General features: G+C 34.8%; 13 protein-coding genes and 1 pseudogene. 2 read left to right on the forward strand and 12 right to left on the reverse strand.

Annotated elements, in window-relative coordinates:
• Positions 1-204: 204 nt before the first annotated feature.
• Positions 205-1,245: a sensor histidine kinase gene (locus MPR_RS11785; protein WP_041892839.1), complete on the forward strand. Its 1,041-nt coding sequence runs from the start codon at positions 205-207 to the stop codon at positions 1,243-1,245.
• A complete protein-coding gene (locus MPR_RS11790; RefSeq protein ID WP_041892842.1) occupies positions 1,242-1,952 on the forward strand; it encodes a LytR/AlgR family response regulator transcription factor in 711 nt (236 codons plus the stop codon). The genes MPR_RS11785 and MPR_RS11790 overlap by 4 nt, the downstream gene beginning before the upstream one ends.
• A 344-nt stretch (positions 1,953-2,296) precedes the next feature.
• Here MPR_RS11790 and MPR_RS11795 read toward each other — a convergent pair.
• From MPR_RS11795 to MPR_RS11850, 12 genes and pseudogenes are all read right to left on the reverse strand, one after another.
• Positions 2,297-2,776 (reverse strand): annotated as a pseudogene (locus MPR_RS11795) (transposase); the annotation flags it as partial.
• 230 nt (positions 2,777-3,006) lie between these two features.
• The gene (locus tag MPR_RS11800; RefSeq protein WP_041892844.1) at positions 3,007-3,615 is read right to left on the reverse strand and encodes a Type 1 glutamine amidotransferase-like domain-containing protein; all 609 of its coding nucleotides are present in this window, start codon (positions 3,613-3,615) and stop codon (positions 3,007-3,009) included.
• A 218-nt stretch (positions 3,616-3,833) separates the two neighbouring features.
• Positions 3,834-4,232, reverse strand: coding sequence for a hypothetical protein (locus MPR_RS11805; protein WP_041892846.1), 399 nt, complete (start codon positions 4,230-4,232; stop codon positions 3,834-3,836).
• A gap of 299 nt (positions 4,233-4,531) precedes the next feature.
• The gene (locus MPR_RS11810) at positions 4,532-5,089 is read right to left on the reverse strand and encodes a methylated-DNA--[protein]-cysteine S-methyltransferase (RefSeq protein WP_041892848.1); all 558 of its coding nucleotides are present in this window, start codon (positions 5,087-5,089) and stop codon (positions 4,532-4,534) included.
• Between the two features lie 247 nt (positions 5,090-5,336).
• Positions 5,337-6,581 (reverse strand): threonine ammonia-lyase IlvA, encoded by a 1,245-nt coding sequence (gene ilvA, locus MPR_RS11815; protein WP_041892849.1) that lies wholly within the window; start codon positions 6,579-6,581, stop codon positions 5,337-5,339.
• On the reverse strand, positions 6,578-7,624 hold the full coding sequence (gene ilvC, locus MPR_RS11820) for a ketol-acid reductoisomerase (protein WP_041892851.1): 1,047 nt from the start codon (positions 7,622-7,624) through the stop codon (positions 6,578-6,580). The genes ilvA and ilvC overlap by 4 nt, the downstream gene beginning before the upstream one ends.
• 134 nt (positions 7,625-7,758) lie before the next feature.
• Positions 7,759-8,271, reverse strand: coding sequence for an acetolactate synthase small subunit (gene ilvN, locus MPR_RS11825; RefSeq protein WP_041892853.1), 513 nt, complete (start codon positions 8,269-8,271; stop codon positions 7,759-7,761).
• A 12-nt stretch (positions 8,272-8,283) separates the two neighbouring features.
• On the reverse strand, positions 8,284-9,978 hold the full coding sequence (gene ilvB, locus MPR_RS11830; protein WP_041892855.1) for a biosynthetic-type acetolactate synthase large subunit: 1,695 nt from the start codon (positions 9,976-9,978) through the stop codon (positions 8,284-8,286).
• Between the two features lie 294 nt (positions 9,979-10,272).
• Positions 10,273-11,970: a dihydroxy-acid dehydratase gene (gene ilvD, locus MPR_RS11835; protein WP_041892858.1), complete on the reverse strand. Its 1,698-nt coding sequence runs from the start codon at positions 11,968-11,970 to the stop codon at positions 10,273-10,275.
• A 713-nt stretch (positions 11,971-12,683) separates the two neighbouring features.
• The gene (locus tag MPR_RS11840; protein WP_041892860.1) at positions 12,684-13,397 is read right to left on the reverse strand and encodes a DNA alkylation repair protein; all 714 of its coding nucleotides are present in this window, start codon (positions 13,395-13,397) and stop codon (positions 12,684-12,686) included.
• A 107-nt stretch (positions 13,398-13,504) separates the two neighbouring features.
• Entirely contained in the window at positions 13,505-13,993 is a 489-nt protein-coding gene (locus tag MPR_RS11845; protein ID WP_041892862.1) for a PaaI family thioesterase, read from the reverse strand.
• A gap of 58 nt (positions 13,994-14,051) precedes the next feature.
• Positions 14,052-14,687 (reverse strand): LysE family translocator, encoded by a 636-nt coding sequence (locus MPR_RS11850; RefSeq protein WP_041892863.1) that lies wholly within the window; start codon positions 14,685-14,687, stop codon positions 14,052-14,054.
• Between the last annotated feature and the right edge of the window lie 48 nt (positions 14,688-14,735).

The raw sequence follows: 14,735 nt of genomic DNA on the forward strand, positions 1-14,735 counted from the left end.
TTTTTGTGATTCGTAACGTATATTCTCCCCGACTTCCCTATTTTCAGTTTCCTTAAACTTCTTTTAAATATTCTTTTGATTACAGGACAAAGATGAAATAGTAGGCGCTTTCTCTTTTTACTTTTTCGACCAACACTCTATTTTATCCGATGAACACTCTTTATTTAAAAACTAAGTTTTTATAGATTTACAAAAACATTATATATGCAACCTATAGAAGTGCTATCTAGAAAAAAAGAAATACAATTACACCTAATTTTATGGCTTATTATCATTTATACTAGATATGTACATGTTGATTATAAAGCTCCTTATTTCTTTAGTTTTACAGACTTCTCCTTATTTAATAATACATTTATAATCATATTCGCAACCATCTTTTACTTTCATTATTTGTTTATAATGCCGCGTATTATACAGAAATTTAGTTGGAAGAGAGTATTCTTAGGTTGGGCTATATCATTTGTGTTTTTTGTTGTTATAAGAGCTTTTATAGAACAACTACTTACTGTCTGGATATGGGGTATACAGAATTACTTCGTAGGTACACCTACATGGTACTATATTTTTGACAATATCTACTTCAGCCTAGCTCCTATCTTTATTGCTTCAGTTACTTACATTATTATCCACTTAGTACGCAGTCTACAATTAAATCAGATCATAAAACAAGAAAAGAATGAAGTAGAATTGCGTTTTTTAAAATCACAGATAAATCCTCATTTCGTCTTTAATACACTAAATAATATCTATTCTTTAGTCTATCAGAAGTCTGAACAGGCGCTTCCTGCTATAGATAAACTAAGTCAACTCATGCGATACATGACTTATGAAACGGATACAGATCACATAGAACTTCAAAAAGAAATCAACTATATACAAGATTTTATTGACCTAGAGAAGATGCGTATCGCAGGGCAGACGAATATAATCGTGTATATCGATATAGAAAACCCTAGTCTACTCATTCCTCCATTATTGCTATTGCCTTTTATCGAAAATGGTTTTAAACATGGAATATTGACAGATCAAGAACATCCTTTTACAATTACGATTAAACAGCACAATAACCTACTTGAAATACATACTCAGAACAAGACTAACAATTATAACAAGGATAAAACTAGTGGAATAGGTCTAGCCAATATCCATAAACGCTTAGATTTACAATTTCCGAATAAACATACCTTGAATATTACAGAAGAAGAGAATATCTTTACTTGCCAACTATCCATTGAATTATGAGTACTATCCGATGCTATATACTAGATGATGAGCCCTTAGCGGTAGCCTTACTAAGCGATTATGTACAGAAGTCTCCTCAGCTAGAGCTAGTCGGGAGTTCTACTTCTGCATTAACAGCTTTAACTGAATTACAACAGTTAGACGTAGACTTGTGCTTCATCGATATACAAATGCCTGAACTAACAGGGTTGCAAATCATGAATCTACTGGGTAGAAAGACCTACTTCATCATCACCTCAGCCTATAACCAATACGCATTAGAAGGGTATGAGCACAATGTAATCGATTATCTATTAAAACCGATTACCTATGAGAGATTCTTTAAAAGTATACAGAAGGCATCTCCCATTATACAACAGAATAATATAGTGACAACTCCTCCAAAAATAGATCAAGAGAATCACTTATTTATCAAAACAGATGGTAAACATATCAAAGTACTCTTTAATGATTTAAAATACATAGAAGGGTTAAAAGATTATTTGGCATTACATCTCGTGAACGAACGTCTTATCACACTATGTACTTTAAAGGAGATGGAAGATAAGCTACCTAGTCACCTATTTATCCGTGTACATAAATCCTTTATTATCAACAAACAACACTTAGATACTATAGAGCGCAATAGACTATATATAGATAAGGCCATCATCCCTATAGGAGAGACTTATAAAAAAACGGTATTAGGTCAACTCTTAAAAGAATAAGTTCTCTTCTATTATTTAAATCTAATCGATTAATTATTACTCTGATATATAGTTTAAGTACTCCTATTACCTTATTTACAATGTTGGACTTATCTAGTCAGCTGTAAGTAGATTTTACTCTTGTTGTACTCTCAATTCTATTTGCCTTGACATATTTCAATACTAAGTCTTCTATAAGTCTATCATGACTCCGTTATTTCTATCTATTTAACGGACTCACTACGGACTCATAACGGACTCACTACGGACTCAAGGCGACTAAAACTTGTCTCGTCCTACTATAACTGTACAGCTATAGTTAATAATCCTACTTAATACTGTACAGATTTTTATTAATCCTTTTATTACTGTACAGGTTGTTGTTTTTGTTTATTAGTCTTGTAATAATTCTTCCATCTCTTAGTTAGAATACCTGTCTTTAAATGAGCTTGATTTGGAGTTAACCTATCACAACTATCATGAGGTCTAATTTGGTTATAAGCTTCTATACTATTCTTAATTTTATCAATCGTTTTTTGATAACCTAAACTTGAATAGTTTAAATCAAATTCACCCTTAATTATACCATTTACACGCTCAGCTATTGCATTATCTCTTGGTTCACCACCTTGTGTTGTACTAATAGATATGTTGTTTTCTATCAGTATTTTAGTATAAACACTACTGCAGTATTGACATCCTCGATCTGAATGATGAATAAGTTTCTCTGTATAAATCCTGTTCTTTAATGCCATTTTCAAGGCTTGTAAGCATCCATTAGTAGTTAAATCTAAACTAAAACTATAGCCCATTATTTTATGAGAATAAGCATCTGTGATTAAACTTAAATAGCCCCAAGTGTCTCATACTGTAATAGCTGTACAACGATATAAGAACGAAAAATCTTAAAAGGAATAAAAAAAGAGACTAGTGAAAGTCTCTTTTTAGTACAATTACGTTAAACTTAAACCTCTACCGATTGGTTTGTACACAAATGTAGTTCTAATTCTCTATTTACACTTTCAGTAATCAAAGAGCTAGATACAAATACTGACGATATTCAATTAATGACAGCTTATACAGTCAATACCCCTAATTCTCCTCCTCGAACAGTTATTACTTGATGATTAGTTAACAATACTAAAGGCAATTTATCTTTATACTCTTGGTATACTTGTTCTGCTACTGCTGTAAAAGGTTCACATCCATAATGCACTAAAGGATATTGATCTATCATTCCCATCGCCTTGTATTCTGTCAGCTTAGGGGCAAATGATTTGTCATCCATTGCTTCTATATATTGAATATCAGGACACATCACGACACTACCTGCAGAAGTTCCTATGTATAACTTTCCATTAGACACTTGTTCTTTAATCAACTGATCAGCACCTGTTTCTTTTAATATTTGTAACAAATAGAAAGAATTACCTCCTGAAACAAAGATATAATCATTGGTAGTGATTTTTTCTTTAATTACGTTATTGCTTGCTGTACTTAACTCTAATACATCTACGATGATCCCTAAACTTTCGAAAGCTCTTTTGTCATTCTCTACATGACCAACATATTCTTCTACTATACTCGCAGTAGGTATAAAGGTTACCTTTTTTCCTTTCACCTCTTCAATTGCAAAGTCACTAAATAGGCTAACAACATCACAGAATGAGGAACTTAAAAACATCTTTATCACAATACAAATTCTTAAAATTGATAAGACTAATTTACAATTCTTACCCATACACTTTTGCGATTAATTATAGCTATTTTAGAGTATAGATCACTTCTATTCAAAATATGACAAACCAAAATATCCTTATTAAATGCCAAAAAAAAGAAGCTACATCACTGTAGCTTCTTTCTTTAATATCAACTAATACTTGATAAAGAGAAGTAATCTAATTAATTACGTTTCCCTTCAGCATTCCATGTTTTACCTTCTTGTTCAAATTTGATAGAAACAGTTTTTGCATTGATACGAATATAGTTACTTTCTGTAGCACCTACATTTTGTATTGTACCGTTTTCTTTACTTTCAAACTTCACTCCTCTAATACTTGGAATTTTATCCGAAAAAGTAACATATACTTCTTCATTTGATTTTTTTAGTACTTCTAAGCTTCCCTTATCGTTATTGATTTTTTTATCTCCTTCTACAAAGCTAACTTTTCCTAAATACTGACCTGCAAACATATCATTACCTGTAGGATCATCTGAACTACTGCTACATGATACTGCACCTACTGCTAAAAATAGTGCTAATGCAATAATTTTACTTGTTTTACGAATTGAATCTTTCATAGTGTTTATTTTTTTATGCCCGAAAGGAACAAAAAAACAAACAACTCACAAACAGCTTTTTCTTATACTATTCAAATATTTAACACATAAAACACTCAATACAAATACTATTAACAATAAAGGCACAAACTACATTATATAACAACAATATTTAAATTCGTACTATTTATTGTTGTTTTTATACAAAAAATGGTTCTTATGTTACTATTCATTAAATTGTAAAAATATTTTATCCCCCTATATGCTCTTCGTATGAAGGAGACAATTGATAAAAAAACATCAATTCTTATATCTAAACATTAGAATTCTAAAGTCAATTGATTACCTGCATTATAATCTTTATTCTCTAGTTCTAATAAGAATTTCTTTCTCCAAATCCCTCCTCTATAGCCTGTCAGGCTACCATCAGTACCTATTATTCGATGGCATGGGATGATAATAGCTATTCTATTCATTCCATTCGCATTCGCTACAGCTCTGATACTCTTAGGAATCTGTAGATATTCCGATTGTTCTTTATAAGACTTTGTTTCTCCATAAGGGATATGAAGAAGCCCATGCCACACCTGTTGTTGGAATGCTGTTCCTATTAGATCTAAAGCAACACTAAAAGTAATCAGTTCTCCTTCAAAGTACTTCTTCAACTCCTCTTTCAACAGGGTAATATGTCTGTTCTCTCCAGGTACAATCACGGCATTCTTCTCTTTACTAAGATGATCATACTCCTTCTGTATTCCCTCTATATCAGCAAACTCTAATAAACAAATTCCCTTATCTGTAGCACAGACCACGATAGTACCGATAGGAGTTTCTAGTTGTTGTAAATCTATAATACATTGTTCTGTACTTTGTCTCATAACGAATAAGGCTTATTTTTCAGTCTACTAATTTAAACTTAGAATGCCCATCAACCAAATACTACAAAACAATTCTACTCCTGAAATCTTTCATTCATTCTAAAGTTATACCTAAATCACTAAGTACTATCTGTCTTATACAACTACTCTTGACAACAACTCTATTCTAAAATAAAATAGGTTCCGAGAAACAATCGGAACCTATTCAATGCTGACTTACTAATCAAGTCATTTATAAAGAAATCTACTAGCCAACTAAATGAGTAAATAGTGCTTCATTATCATTTAAATACTGATAATTAAAATTATGTTTCTCTAATTGTTTAATCAGATGATCATAATCGAGTCTGTTGGCTAATTCTATCCCTACTACCGCAGGGCCTCTTTCTCTATTATTCTTTTTGGAAAACTGAAAATAAGTGATATCATCATCTTCCCCGAGTACTTCATTCACAAACTCCTTTAATGCTCCTGGGCGTTGTGGAAAGTTAACGATGAAATAATGCTTTAGCCCTTCATATAAGAGTGAGCGTTCTTTTATCTCTTCTGTACGAGTAATATCGTTATTACTTCCACTTACTACACAGACCACCTTTTTACCCACCAATTTATCTTTATACAAATCAAGAGCAGCTATACTCAAGGCTCCAGCTGGTTCTACCACTAGTGCTTCTTCATTATAAAGCTTGAGAATAGTAGTACATACCTTTCCTTCGGCTACTGTTATTACATCGTGTAAACTCTCTTTACAGATAGCAAAGTTTAAATCTCCAACTCGCTTAACAGCAGCCCCATCTACAAAAGTGTCTACTGTATTTAATGCCGTATTCACATTCTCTTGGATAGAAGTCTGCATAGATGCTGCTCCTGCTGGTTCTACTCCTACTATATGAGTATGTGGGCTTAAATGTTTAAATACAGTACTGACTCCTGCTGCTAAACCTCCTCCTCCAATAGGGACAAACACATAATCAATAGGTTCTTTCATAGCCTGTAATACTTCTAATGCTACAGTACCCTGTCCTGCGATTACCTCTTCATCATCAAAAGGATGAATAAACACAGCTTTATTCTCTTTACAATACAAGCTTGCTTCTGCATAACACGCGTCAAATGTATCTCCTCTTAAAACGATATCCACTTTATCTTTACCAAAGAGTTTAACCTGATTAATCTTCTGTTTAGGAGTAGTAATCGGCATAAATATCGTTGCGTGAATATCTAAATGATGACAAGCAAAAGCAACTCCTTGCGCGTGATTTCCCGCACTAGCGCATACCACACCTCCAAACTGCTCATCTGGAGTAAGTGTAGTAACCTTATTATATGCCCCTCTCAGTTTATAAGAGCGTACAGGTTGCAAATCTTCTCTTTTTAAATAGATATCTGCCTGATATACTGTACTTAGGTTTAGGTTTTTTATTAAAGGAGTCTGGGTGACGACTCGTGCAATATTTTGTTGTGCTTGATATACTTTTGTCAATAAGTTCATGATTGGGATGGTCTTAGTTTTCTTACCTCAGCGCCTGTTTGCCAAAGTTCGCTCTCTCTTAATTCTTTTAACTCTTCTTCTAACTTAGCTCTATAGTCTTTCTCACTATTTGCCTTAATCACAATCTCTGCCTCTCTTCCTGAAGCTACACTCTCATATAATTCTTTAAATACAGGAGTAGTAGCATCTCTAAACTTATCTTTCCAATCTAGTGCTCCTCGCTGTGCTGTAGTAGAACAATTAGCATACATCCAGTCCATTCCTCGATCTGCTACTAAAGGCATTAAACTCTGTGTCAACTCTTCTACTGTCTCATTAAATGCTTCGCTAGGTGTATGTCCTTTTGCTCTTAGTACATTATATTGCGCTTCAAAAATACCTGCAATAGCTCCCATTAACACTCCTCGTTCTCCTGTCAAATCACTATAAGCTTCTCGCTCAAATGTTGTTTCAAACAAATAACCTGAACCAATAGCAATACCTACGGCTAAAGCTCTCTCCTGAGCTCTACCTGTAGCATCTTGGAAAATAGCATAGCTCGAGTTTAATCCACATCCTTCTAAAAACAATGTACGTAAAGATGTACCTGACCCTTTCGGTGCTACTAAAAAAACATCTACTCCTGCTGGTGGAATAATATTCGTTTTCTGATGAAAAGCTACTCCAAAGCCATGAGAAAAATACAATGCTTTACCTGCTGATAGATTACCTTTAACTGCCTCCCATGTATGGATTTGTCCTGCATCTGATAGTAGGTTCATGATAATCGTACCACGTTGGCAAGCTTCTTCAATATCAAATAGCGTTTCTCCTTCTACCCATCCATCAGCTACTGCCTTGTCCCAACTAGTAGAATCCTTGCGTTGCCCTACGATCACATTGATCTTATTATCTCTTAGATTCTGTGCCTGTCCTGGTCCTTGTACTCCATAACCAATAACAGCCAACACTTCATTCTTTAATACTTCTCTTGCTTTATCTAATGTAAATTCTTCTCTAGTCACTACATTCTCTAGTGTACCTCCAAAATTAATTTGTCCCATTTTTTATATTTTTTTGTGATTTTGTTTTTTTTGTATTTGTATTGTCACGGATTGCAAATCCGCGCCATCAAACTTTGTTTTTTTGTGATATTGGTTAAAAACTTAATTCTTAATTCCCCGAAGGGTAAACATTCTTAATTTCTAATTAAAGGAAGCTCTTCATACTTCATTGGCTTCGTAATCGCTACTCTACCAGAGCGAGTAAACTCTAGTACTCCATAATTAGACAACTGAGTAAAAAGGTTCTCTATTTCTTCTATATACCCTGTCTTCTCTATGGCTATAAAATCTTTATCTACTGATAATATTCTAGCTTGACTCTCTCTAATAATTTGTTCTACTTGGGTATTAGACAATAAATTTGTCTTTACTTTATAAAGTGCTAACTCTTGGTAAATAATATCGCTATTCTTATGTGCAAATACCTTAAACACCTCTACTAATCGCTCTAACTGACCAATCAATTTATCGACTTGCTCTTGTGTACTTTTAAATACTACGGTGTATTTAAAAACCTGTTTTACCTCAGATTCTGATACTGTAAGACTATCTAGATTAATATGTCTACGCGTAAAAACATTGGTTATTCTCGTCAGCATCCCAATACTATTTTCAGTAAAAACTGACAATGTGAATTCCTCTTTCATAATCCTTGCCTTTTAATTTAATAATACATCAGAAACACTTGCTCCTGTTGGAATCATTGGATATACATTTTCTTCCTTCTCTACTACTATTTCTAATAGATAAGCTCCAGGATGAGCAAGCATTTTTTCTAATGCCTCTCTCAGATCTTGACGCTGTTCTACACGGTTAGCTTCTATAGTATACGATTGTGCAATACCTACGAAATTAGGGTTGTTCATCTCTGTAAAACTATACCTCTTCTCAAAGAACATCTGCTGCCACTGTCTTACCATACCTAAAAAGCTGTTGTTTAGAATAATCATCTTCACCCCTATATTACTTTGCATAATTGTACCTAGTTCTTGAATATTCATCTGAAAACCCGCATCCCCTGCTATCGCAACTACCGTTTGTTCAGGATTGCCTAGTTTAGCACCTACTGCAGCAGGAAGCGCAAACCCCATTGTTCCCAATCCTCCAGAAGTGATATTCGTCTTAGGAGAATTATACTCATAATGACGGGCTGTTATCATCTGATGTTGTCCTACATCCGTTACAATGACAACTTCCCCTTTAGTCAATTCTGTCAATAACTTAACAGCATCCTCCATCATGATCTTGTCTGCATTGACTTGCTGTTTGTGAACTTTCAACTGTTCTACTTCATATTCTTTGCCTTGTTTAAACTCAGAAAGCCAATCCTTATGAGTACGTTGCTCTACTAGTTCAATCAAAGTATTTAGTGCTTTTTTAGCATCACTTCGTATGCCGATATCTGCCTTAATAATCTTATTTAACTCTGCTGCATCTATATCAATATGAATAACCTTAGCTTGCTTTGCATATCGAGATACATCCCCAGTTACCCTATCATCAAAGCGCATTCCTATAGCGATTAATACATCGCACTCATTTGTCTTTATATTCGCTGCATAATCACCATGCATTCCAAGCATTCCACAGAAATGACTATGATTACTAGGCAATGCTCCTAAACCTAAAAGCGTGGAAGCAGTGGGTATATCTGTCTTTTCTACAAAGGCTTTTAACTCTTGTTCTGCATGACTTAATAATACTCCCTGTCCTACTAACAAATAAGGTTTTTTTGCCTTATTAATTAAATCAGCTGCTTGGTGAAAGCGTTCTAAATCAACTGAAGGTTCTGGAACATAACTTCTCACCTCAGAACATGGTTTATATTCAAAAGCAGTCATTCCAAACTGAGCATCCTTTGTGATATCAATCACGACAGGTCCAGGTCTTCCAGACTTCGCTAAATAAAATGCTTTGGCAATAGTAGGTGCTATCTCTGAAGCCTTAGTCACTTGATAGTTCCACTTGGTAATCGGCATCGAAATACCTATTACATCTGTTTCCTGAAAAGCATCTGTTCCTAATAATTGAGATGTTACCTGTCCTATAATGCACACCACAGGTGTTGAATCAATATAGGCATCTGCTAATCCTGTAATCAAATTAGTTGCCCCTGGTCCTGAGGTAGCAAAGACTACTCCTACTTTTCCAGAAGCTCGTGCAAATCCTTGTGCAGCGTGTATTGCCCCTTGTTCATGACGTACTAAGATGTGTTCTAATTCATCCATCTTGTCATAAAGAGCGTCATAGATTGGCATTATGGCTCCACCTGGGTACCCGAATATTGTCTCTACTCCTTCACACAACAAAGAAGAGATTACTGCTTGTGCTCCTGTTAATTTTTCTTGTTGCATATTTTGTGTTTTTATGTATTCGTTTTTTTGTGATGTTGTTTTTTTTGTGATGACGTGATATCGTGATGTTGTGATGGCGCGGATTTTTAATCCGTGACGTGTATTCTCCTGACTTTACTATTTTCTGTTTCCCATTCCCTGTGACACAGGACAGAACGTTAAGAAAATGTCTAGTAGACATTTTTAGTGAATGAGACAGGAGGCGTGCGGGCTAAATGCGTCTCTACATGACCTACAGAATGAAATAATAATAAATGCCCTAGCCAAACATTCCTAATTCCTAATTTTAAATTCTTAATTCCCCGAAGGGCGCTCAATTCCATCAGTAATACATCCCTCTGATGCATCTGCCACACAGTTTGAGTATTTGTACAACACTCCTTTTTTAAACTTTAGTGCTGGCTTTTGCCACTTTTCTCTACGGGCTTCTAATACCTTCTGATCTACTAATAGTTCAAGCTTTCTATTCTCTACATCAATACTGATGATATCTCCATTCTCTACTAATGCAATTGTACCTCCATCATACGCTTCAGGAGTAATATGCCCTACTACGAAACCATGTGTACCTCCTGAAAAACGACCATCTGTGATAAGAGCAACACTCTTGCCCAATCCTGCTCCCATAATTGCAGAGGTAGGTTTAAGCATCTCTGGCATTCCTGGACCTCCCTTAGGCCCACAGTATCGGATAACGATTACTTCTCCTGGCTGCACTTCTTGAGCTGATACACTTGCGATAACTGCATACTCATCATCGAATACTCTTGCTTTACCCTTAAAGAACGTTCCTTCCTTCCCACTGATCTTGGCTACACTTCCTTTCTCTGCTAGATTGCCATAGAGAAACTGTAAGTGTCCACTTTCCTTAATCGGATTGGCTACATCGACGATGATATCTTGATCTGCTGTAAGGTCTTTTGCTAGACTTAGATTTTCTCTTACTGTCTTGCCTGTTACTGTAAGACAATCTCCATGTAATAATCCTTGCTCTAACAGGTGTTTCATAATAGCAGGTACCCCTCCTATTTTGTGCAAATCTTCCATGAGATACTTTCCACTAGGTTTAAGATCTGCTAAGACAGGTACTCTATCACTAATCTCTTGAAAGTCCTTTAGGGTAATCTCAATGTCTACAGCATGTGCCATCGCAATTAAGTGAAGTACAGCATTGGTAGACCCTCCTAATGTAATCACCATCGTCATCGCATTCTCAAATGCTTCTCTAGTCATAATATCTGATGGTTTGATATCTTTCTCTAATAGGTTTCTCAAAGCTTGTCCTACTTCTAAGCACTCCTGTTTCTTCTCCGCACTTAAAGCAGGATAAGAAGAACTATGAGGTAAACTCATCCCAAGAGCTTCTATCGCAGATGCCATAGTATTGGCTGTGTACATCCCTCCACAGGCTCCTGCACCAGGACAAGCATTCTTAATCACCCCTTTGTAATCTTCTTCTGAAATAGAGTTGCTAAACTTCTTGCCTAAGGCCTCAAAAGCAGAGACGATATTTAGTGATTCTCCCTTGTATTTTCCAGAGTGTATAGTACCACCATATACCATAATAGCTGGTCTATTTAGTCGCCCCATCGCGATAATCGCACCAGGCATATTCTTATCACAACCTGGGATAGCAATGACAGAATCATACCACTGGGCATTAACTACAGTCTCAATAGAGTCTGCTATAATATCTCGAGATACAAGAGAATACTTCATACCCTCTGTACCATTCGAAATACCATCACTCACACCGATAGTGTTGAAGATTAGCCCTACTTGACCACTCTGTTTGACGCCTTGCTTTACATACTTTGCCAGATCGTTTAGGTGCATATTACAAGTATTACCTTCATAGCCCATACTCACTACTCCTACCTGTGCCTTATCTAAATCTTCTTCACTCAGTCCGATTCCATAGAGCATAGCCTGTGCTGCTGGCTGTGTTTGATCTTGTGTGATTACTCTACTGTACTTGTTCAATACATTCATAACTGTATTTTTTGGTTGGTTATATATCCTTGATAGCGAAACGACTAGAGAAGTTTAATTGCAAAATACTTTAAATAAAAAAAGCCTCCCGATAACGGGAGGCTTCAAATATTCTTTATCTCTAGATAGAAAAAATCAGCATAGCGACTCCCGTGCAAATGTGTTTACCACAATCACAATAATTAGAACCACTAGAATGCTTACTAAATTTTTCATCTTTTTGTTTCTGATCTATGGGTCAAAGATATAAATTGATTTAACACAACCAAACAATAAAAACCATTTATCACAACATTTTAATCAACAAAAAGATTGTTTTTCAGAATAAAAAACAAACAAATTCAGTATAAAATATAAAAATAACATTACACTCAACATCACCACTAAAATAACTTAACAAATACCTGTAATTACGCTGTCAAAAACAGTCTTTAAAACATGGTCAAACCTTGCTATAACTAGCTTGACATAAAAAGGCATATTTTGAATAAAAAAAGATATATTTCACTCTATTTTCATCTAAAAACACCCCTAAAAGACTCTATTATGTTCAAAAATCGAATAATTGAAGTCATCTCATTTTTTACTAAAAAAAACTTCATAAAAGTTTTAATTAATACTATTTTTAGCCCTATAAATACAAAAAAAACAAAAAGGACACCTGTGAAAGTGTCCTTTTTCTTCTTATTCTGTTAGATTATTCTATTTCTAAGTTATTTCTTCATCGCTTCTGCTTTTAAATCTAAAGGCATTTTTTCGATAGCATAGCGCAATGTCGTTCTAGACATTACTACCTTATACTGCATAATGAATTCATATACTTCAGCCTGATGTGACTTACTAGCCTCTTTTAGCATCCAACCTGTTCCTTTCTGTACTAGGTCATCCTCATCTTTCATTAACAAGATTGCTAATTCAAATACTTTCTCTAAGTACAATCCTTTCCTAGCAGGCACTACTAGACTTACAGCTGCACCTCTGCGCATCCAACGATTAGGTGAAGTCGCCCATAAGGTCAACTGTTCTATCTCTAAAGGATATTTTATGAATAAAGGCCCAATAGTAGAACAGCAGAGCGTATCACAATCTGCCCAGCTTTGAACATACTTATTCAACCACAGACCAAAGTACTTCATATCTGTAGCTTCGTAGTGACGGTGTAATCGCTTTGTTATTATACAAGCGATATAAGCCTCTTCAAAATAAAGTGATTTCCACAATTCTTGACATAGTGAGTATATTTCTTCTTTAGGTTTTGTTTTAAGGTCATTAAATAGTTCTTTTCCTATCTTATTTAAGATCTCTTTGGACACACCATACTCTTTAGGCTGTTCATCTCCTTTAAAGAAACGAGAAGAGACCACTATGTTTTGTGGGTCTACATAGTCTTGTAGTGTTTGACGTATATCAGATAATAACTCTTTCATTACAGATTATTTATAAACGAAAGATATTCTATTTTCAAAAACTAATCTTGATTTACACTGCGAAATATTAGCACAAAAAAAGCCCACTTATTTAGTGGGCTAATATATTATCTAAAGATCATACAGTTGGACACAGCATGTGCATATAATTTGTCTTCTGCATCTAGTAATTCACATTCTAAGTAAGCCGTAGTACGCCCCTTATGGATAATCTTCGTTTTCGTAGTTAAAGGAGGAGTATCCGCAGTTATTCTTCTCAAGAAATTCACTTTTAAATCTAATGAGGTAAAGCTTTCTCCAATCTCTAAGGTACTCAATAAAGAACATCCTATTGCCGAATCTAATACCGTACTAATGATACCTCCATGTACACTTCCTATTGGATTATAATGGAACTCTTCTCCTTTTAGTTCGAATATGACCTGTCCTTTTTCTACAGAAACTACTCTAGAAGATATTGTTTCTTGTATAGGAGCCATCGGTAAATTCCCTTCTAATACCTGCATTAAAAACTCATATCCATTTAACTTCTTTGCCTCTTCTAAAGTTTTATTAGGGTCTTCCCAAGAGAAAGTACGCGTTCTATTGATGCTCATAATTTTAGTTTTTAGATTAGTTCAGAGCTAAAAGTACTAAATCCTAAAAACAGAAACACTATTTTCCCTTTGAAATAGCCATTTTAAAAGCTAAAAATAACAATACGCTCCCCATAAACCACTTCTGTACTTTTACCCATAGAGGTTGTCTCTGAAAGAAAGAAGCCATCTTAGCTGCAAATAAAACGATTAAGAAGTTATTGATAAAACTAACTAGTAGTTGAGTGGTTCCTAATGTTAAACTCTGTAACAATACAGATCCATAAGCTGGCTTAATAAACTGGGGAAACAAAGAGAGATAAAATACCGCTACCTTAGGATTCAAGACATTCGTTAAAAAACCTATTGAGAACAACTTACTTGGAGAATCTACTTTAACGCTTTGTTCTACATCAAATATATTCTTTGCATTAGGTTTTAACGCTTGAAACGCCAAATACACTAAGTACAGTGCACCTGTCCACTTCAGTATAGCATAGGCATAAGGTATGGTAAATAATATAGCCGTCAATCCAAAAGAAACTAATATAATATGAAACAGAAAACCGCAGATCACTCCCATCAGAGAGATAAACCCAGCTCTTTTGCCTTGTGATAATGTTCTCGTAATAAGATATAACATATTTGGCCCAGGAGTAATAGCCAAGACTACTGCCGCTATCGCAAACAGCATTAAATCGTGTAATGGAATCATAAATAATAGTTGGTTAAGTTAAGTCAAATGTAATTTTTTTCTCTTGAT

The organism is Myroides profundi, from assembly GCF_000833025.1.
Taxonomy (GTDB): domain Bacteria; phylum Bacteroidota; class Bacteroidia; order Flavobacteriales; family Flavobacteriaceae; genus Flavobacterium; species Flavobacterium profundi_A.

Excerpts from the sequence above, each read along its gene's own strand:
- ilvB (WP_041892855.1), bottom strand. The coding sequence starts at position 9,978 with ATGCAACAAGAAAAATTAACAGGAGCACAAGCAGTAATCTCTTCTTTG.
- ilvD (WP_041892858.1), bottom strand. The coding sequence starts at position 11,970 with ATGAATGTATTGAACAAGTACAGTAGAGTAATCACACAAGATCAAACA.
- MPR_RS11805 (WP_041892846.1), bottom strand. The coding sequence starts at position 4,232 with ATGAAAGATTCAATTCGTAAAACAAGTAAAATTATTGCATTAGCACTA.
- ilvA (WP_041892849.1), bottom strand. The coding sequence starts at position 6,581 with ATGAACTTATTGACAAAAGTATATCAAGCACAACAAAATATTGCACGA.
- MPR_RS11850 (WP_041892863.1), bottom strand. The coding sequence starts at position 14,687 with ATGATTCCATTACACGATTTAATGCTGTTTGCGATAGCGGCAGTAGTC.
- MPR_RS11800 (WP_041892844.1), bottom strand. The coding sequence starts at position 3,615 with ATGTTTTTAAGTTCCTCATTCTGTGATGTTGTTAGCCTATTTAGTGAC.
- ilvN (WP_041892853.1), bottom strand. The coding sequence starts at position 8,271 with ATGAAAGAGGAATTCACATTGTCAGTTTTTACTGAAAATAGTATTGGG.
- ilvC (WP_041892851.1), bottom strand. The coding sequence starts at position 7,624 with ATGGGACAAATTAATTTTGGAGGTACACTAGAGAATGTAGTGACTAGA.
- MPR_RS11785 (WP_041892839.1), top strand. The coding sequence starts at position 205 with ATGCAACCTATAGAAGTGCTATCTAGAAAAAAAGAAATACAATTACAC.
- MPR_RS11790 (WP_041892842.1), top strand. The coding sequence starts at position 1,242 with ATGAGTACTATCCGATGCTATATACTAGATGATGAGCCCTTAGCGGTA.
- MPR_RS11810 (WP_041892848.1), bottom strand. The coding sequence starts at position 5,089 with ATGAGACAAAGTACAGAACAATGTATTATAGATTTACAACAACTAGAA.
- MPR_RS11845 (WP_041892862.1), bottom strand. The coding sequence starts at position 13,993 with ATGAGCATCAATAGAACGCGTACTTTCTCTTGGGAAGACCCTAATAAA.
- MPR_RS11840 (WP_041892860.1), bottom strand. The coding sequence starts at position 13,397 with ATGAAAGAGTTATTATCTGATATACGTCAAACACTACAAGACTATGTA.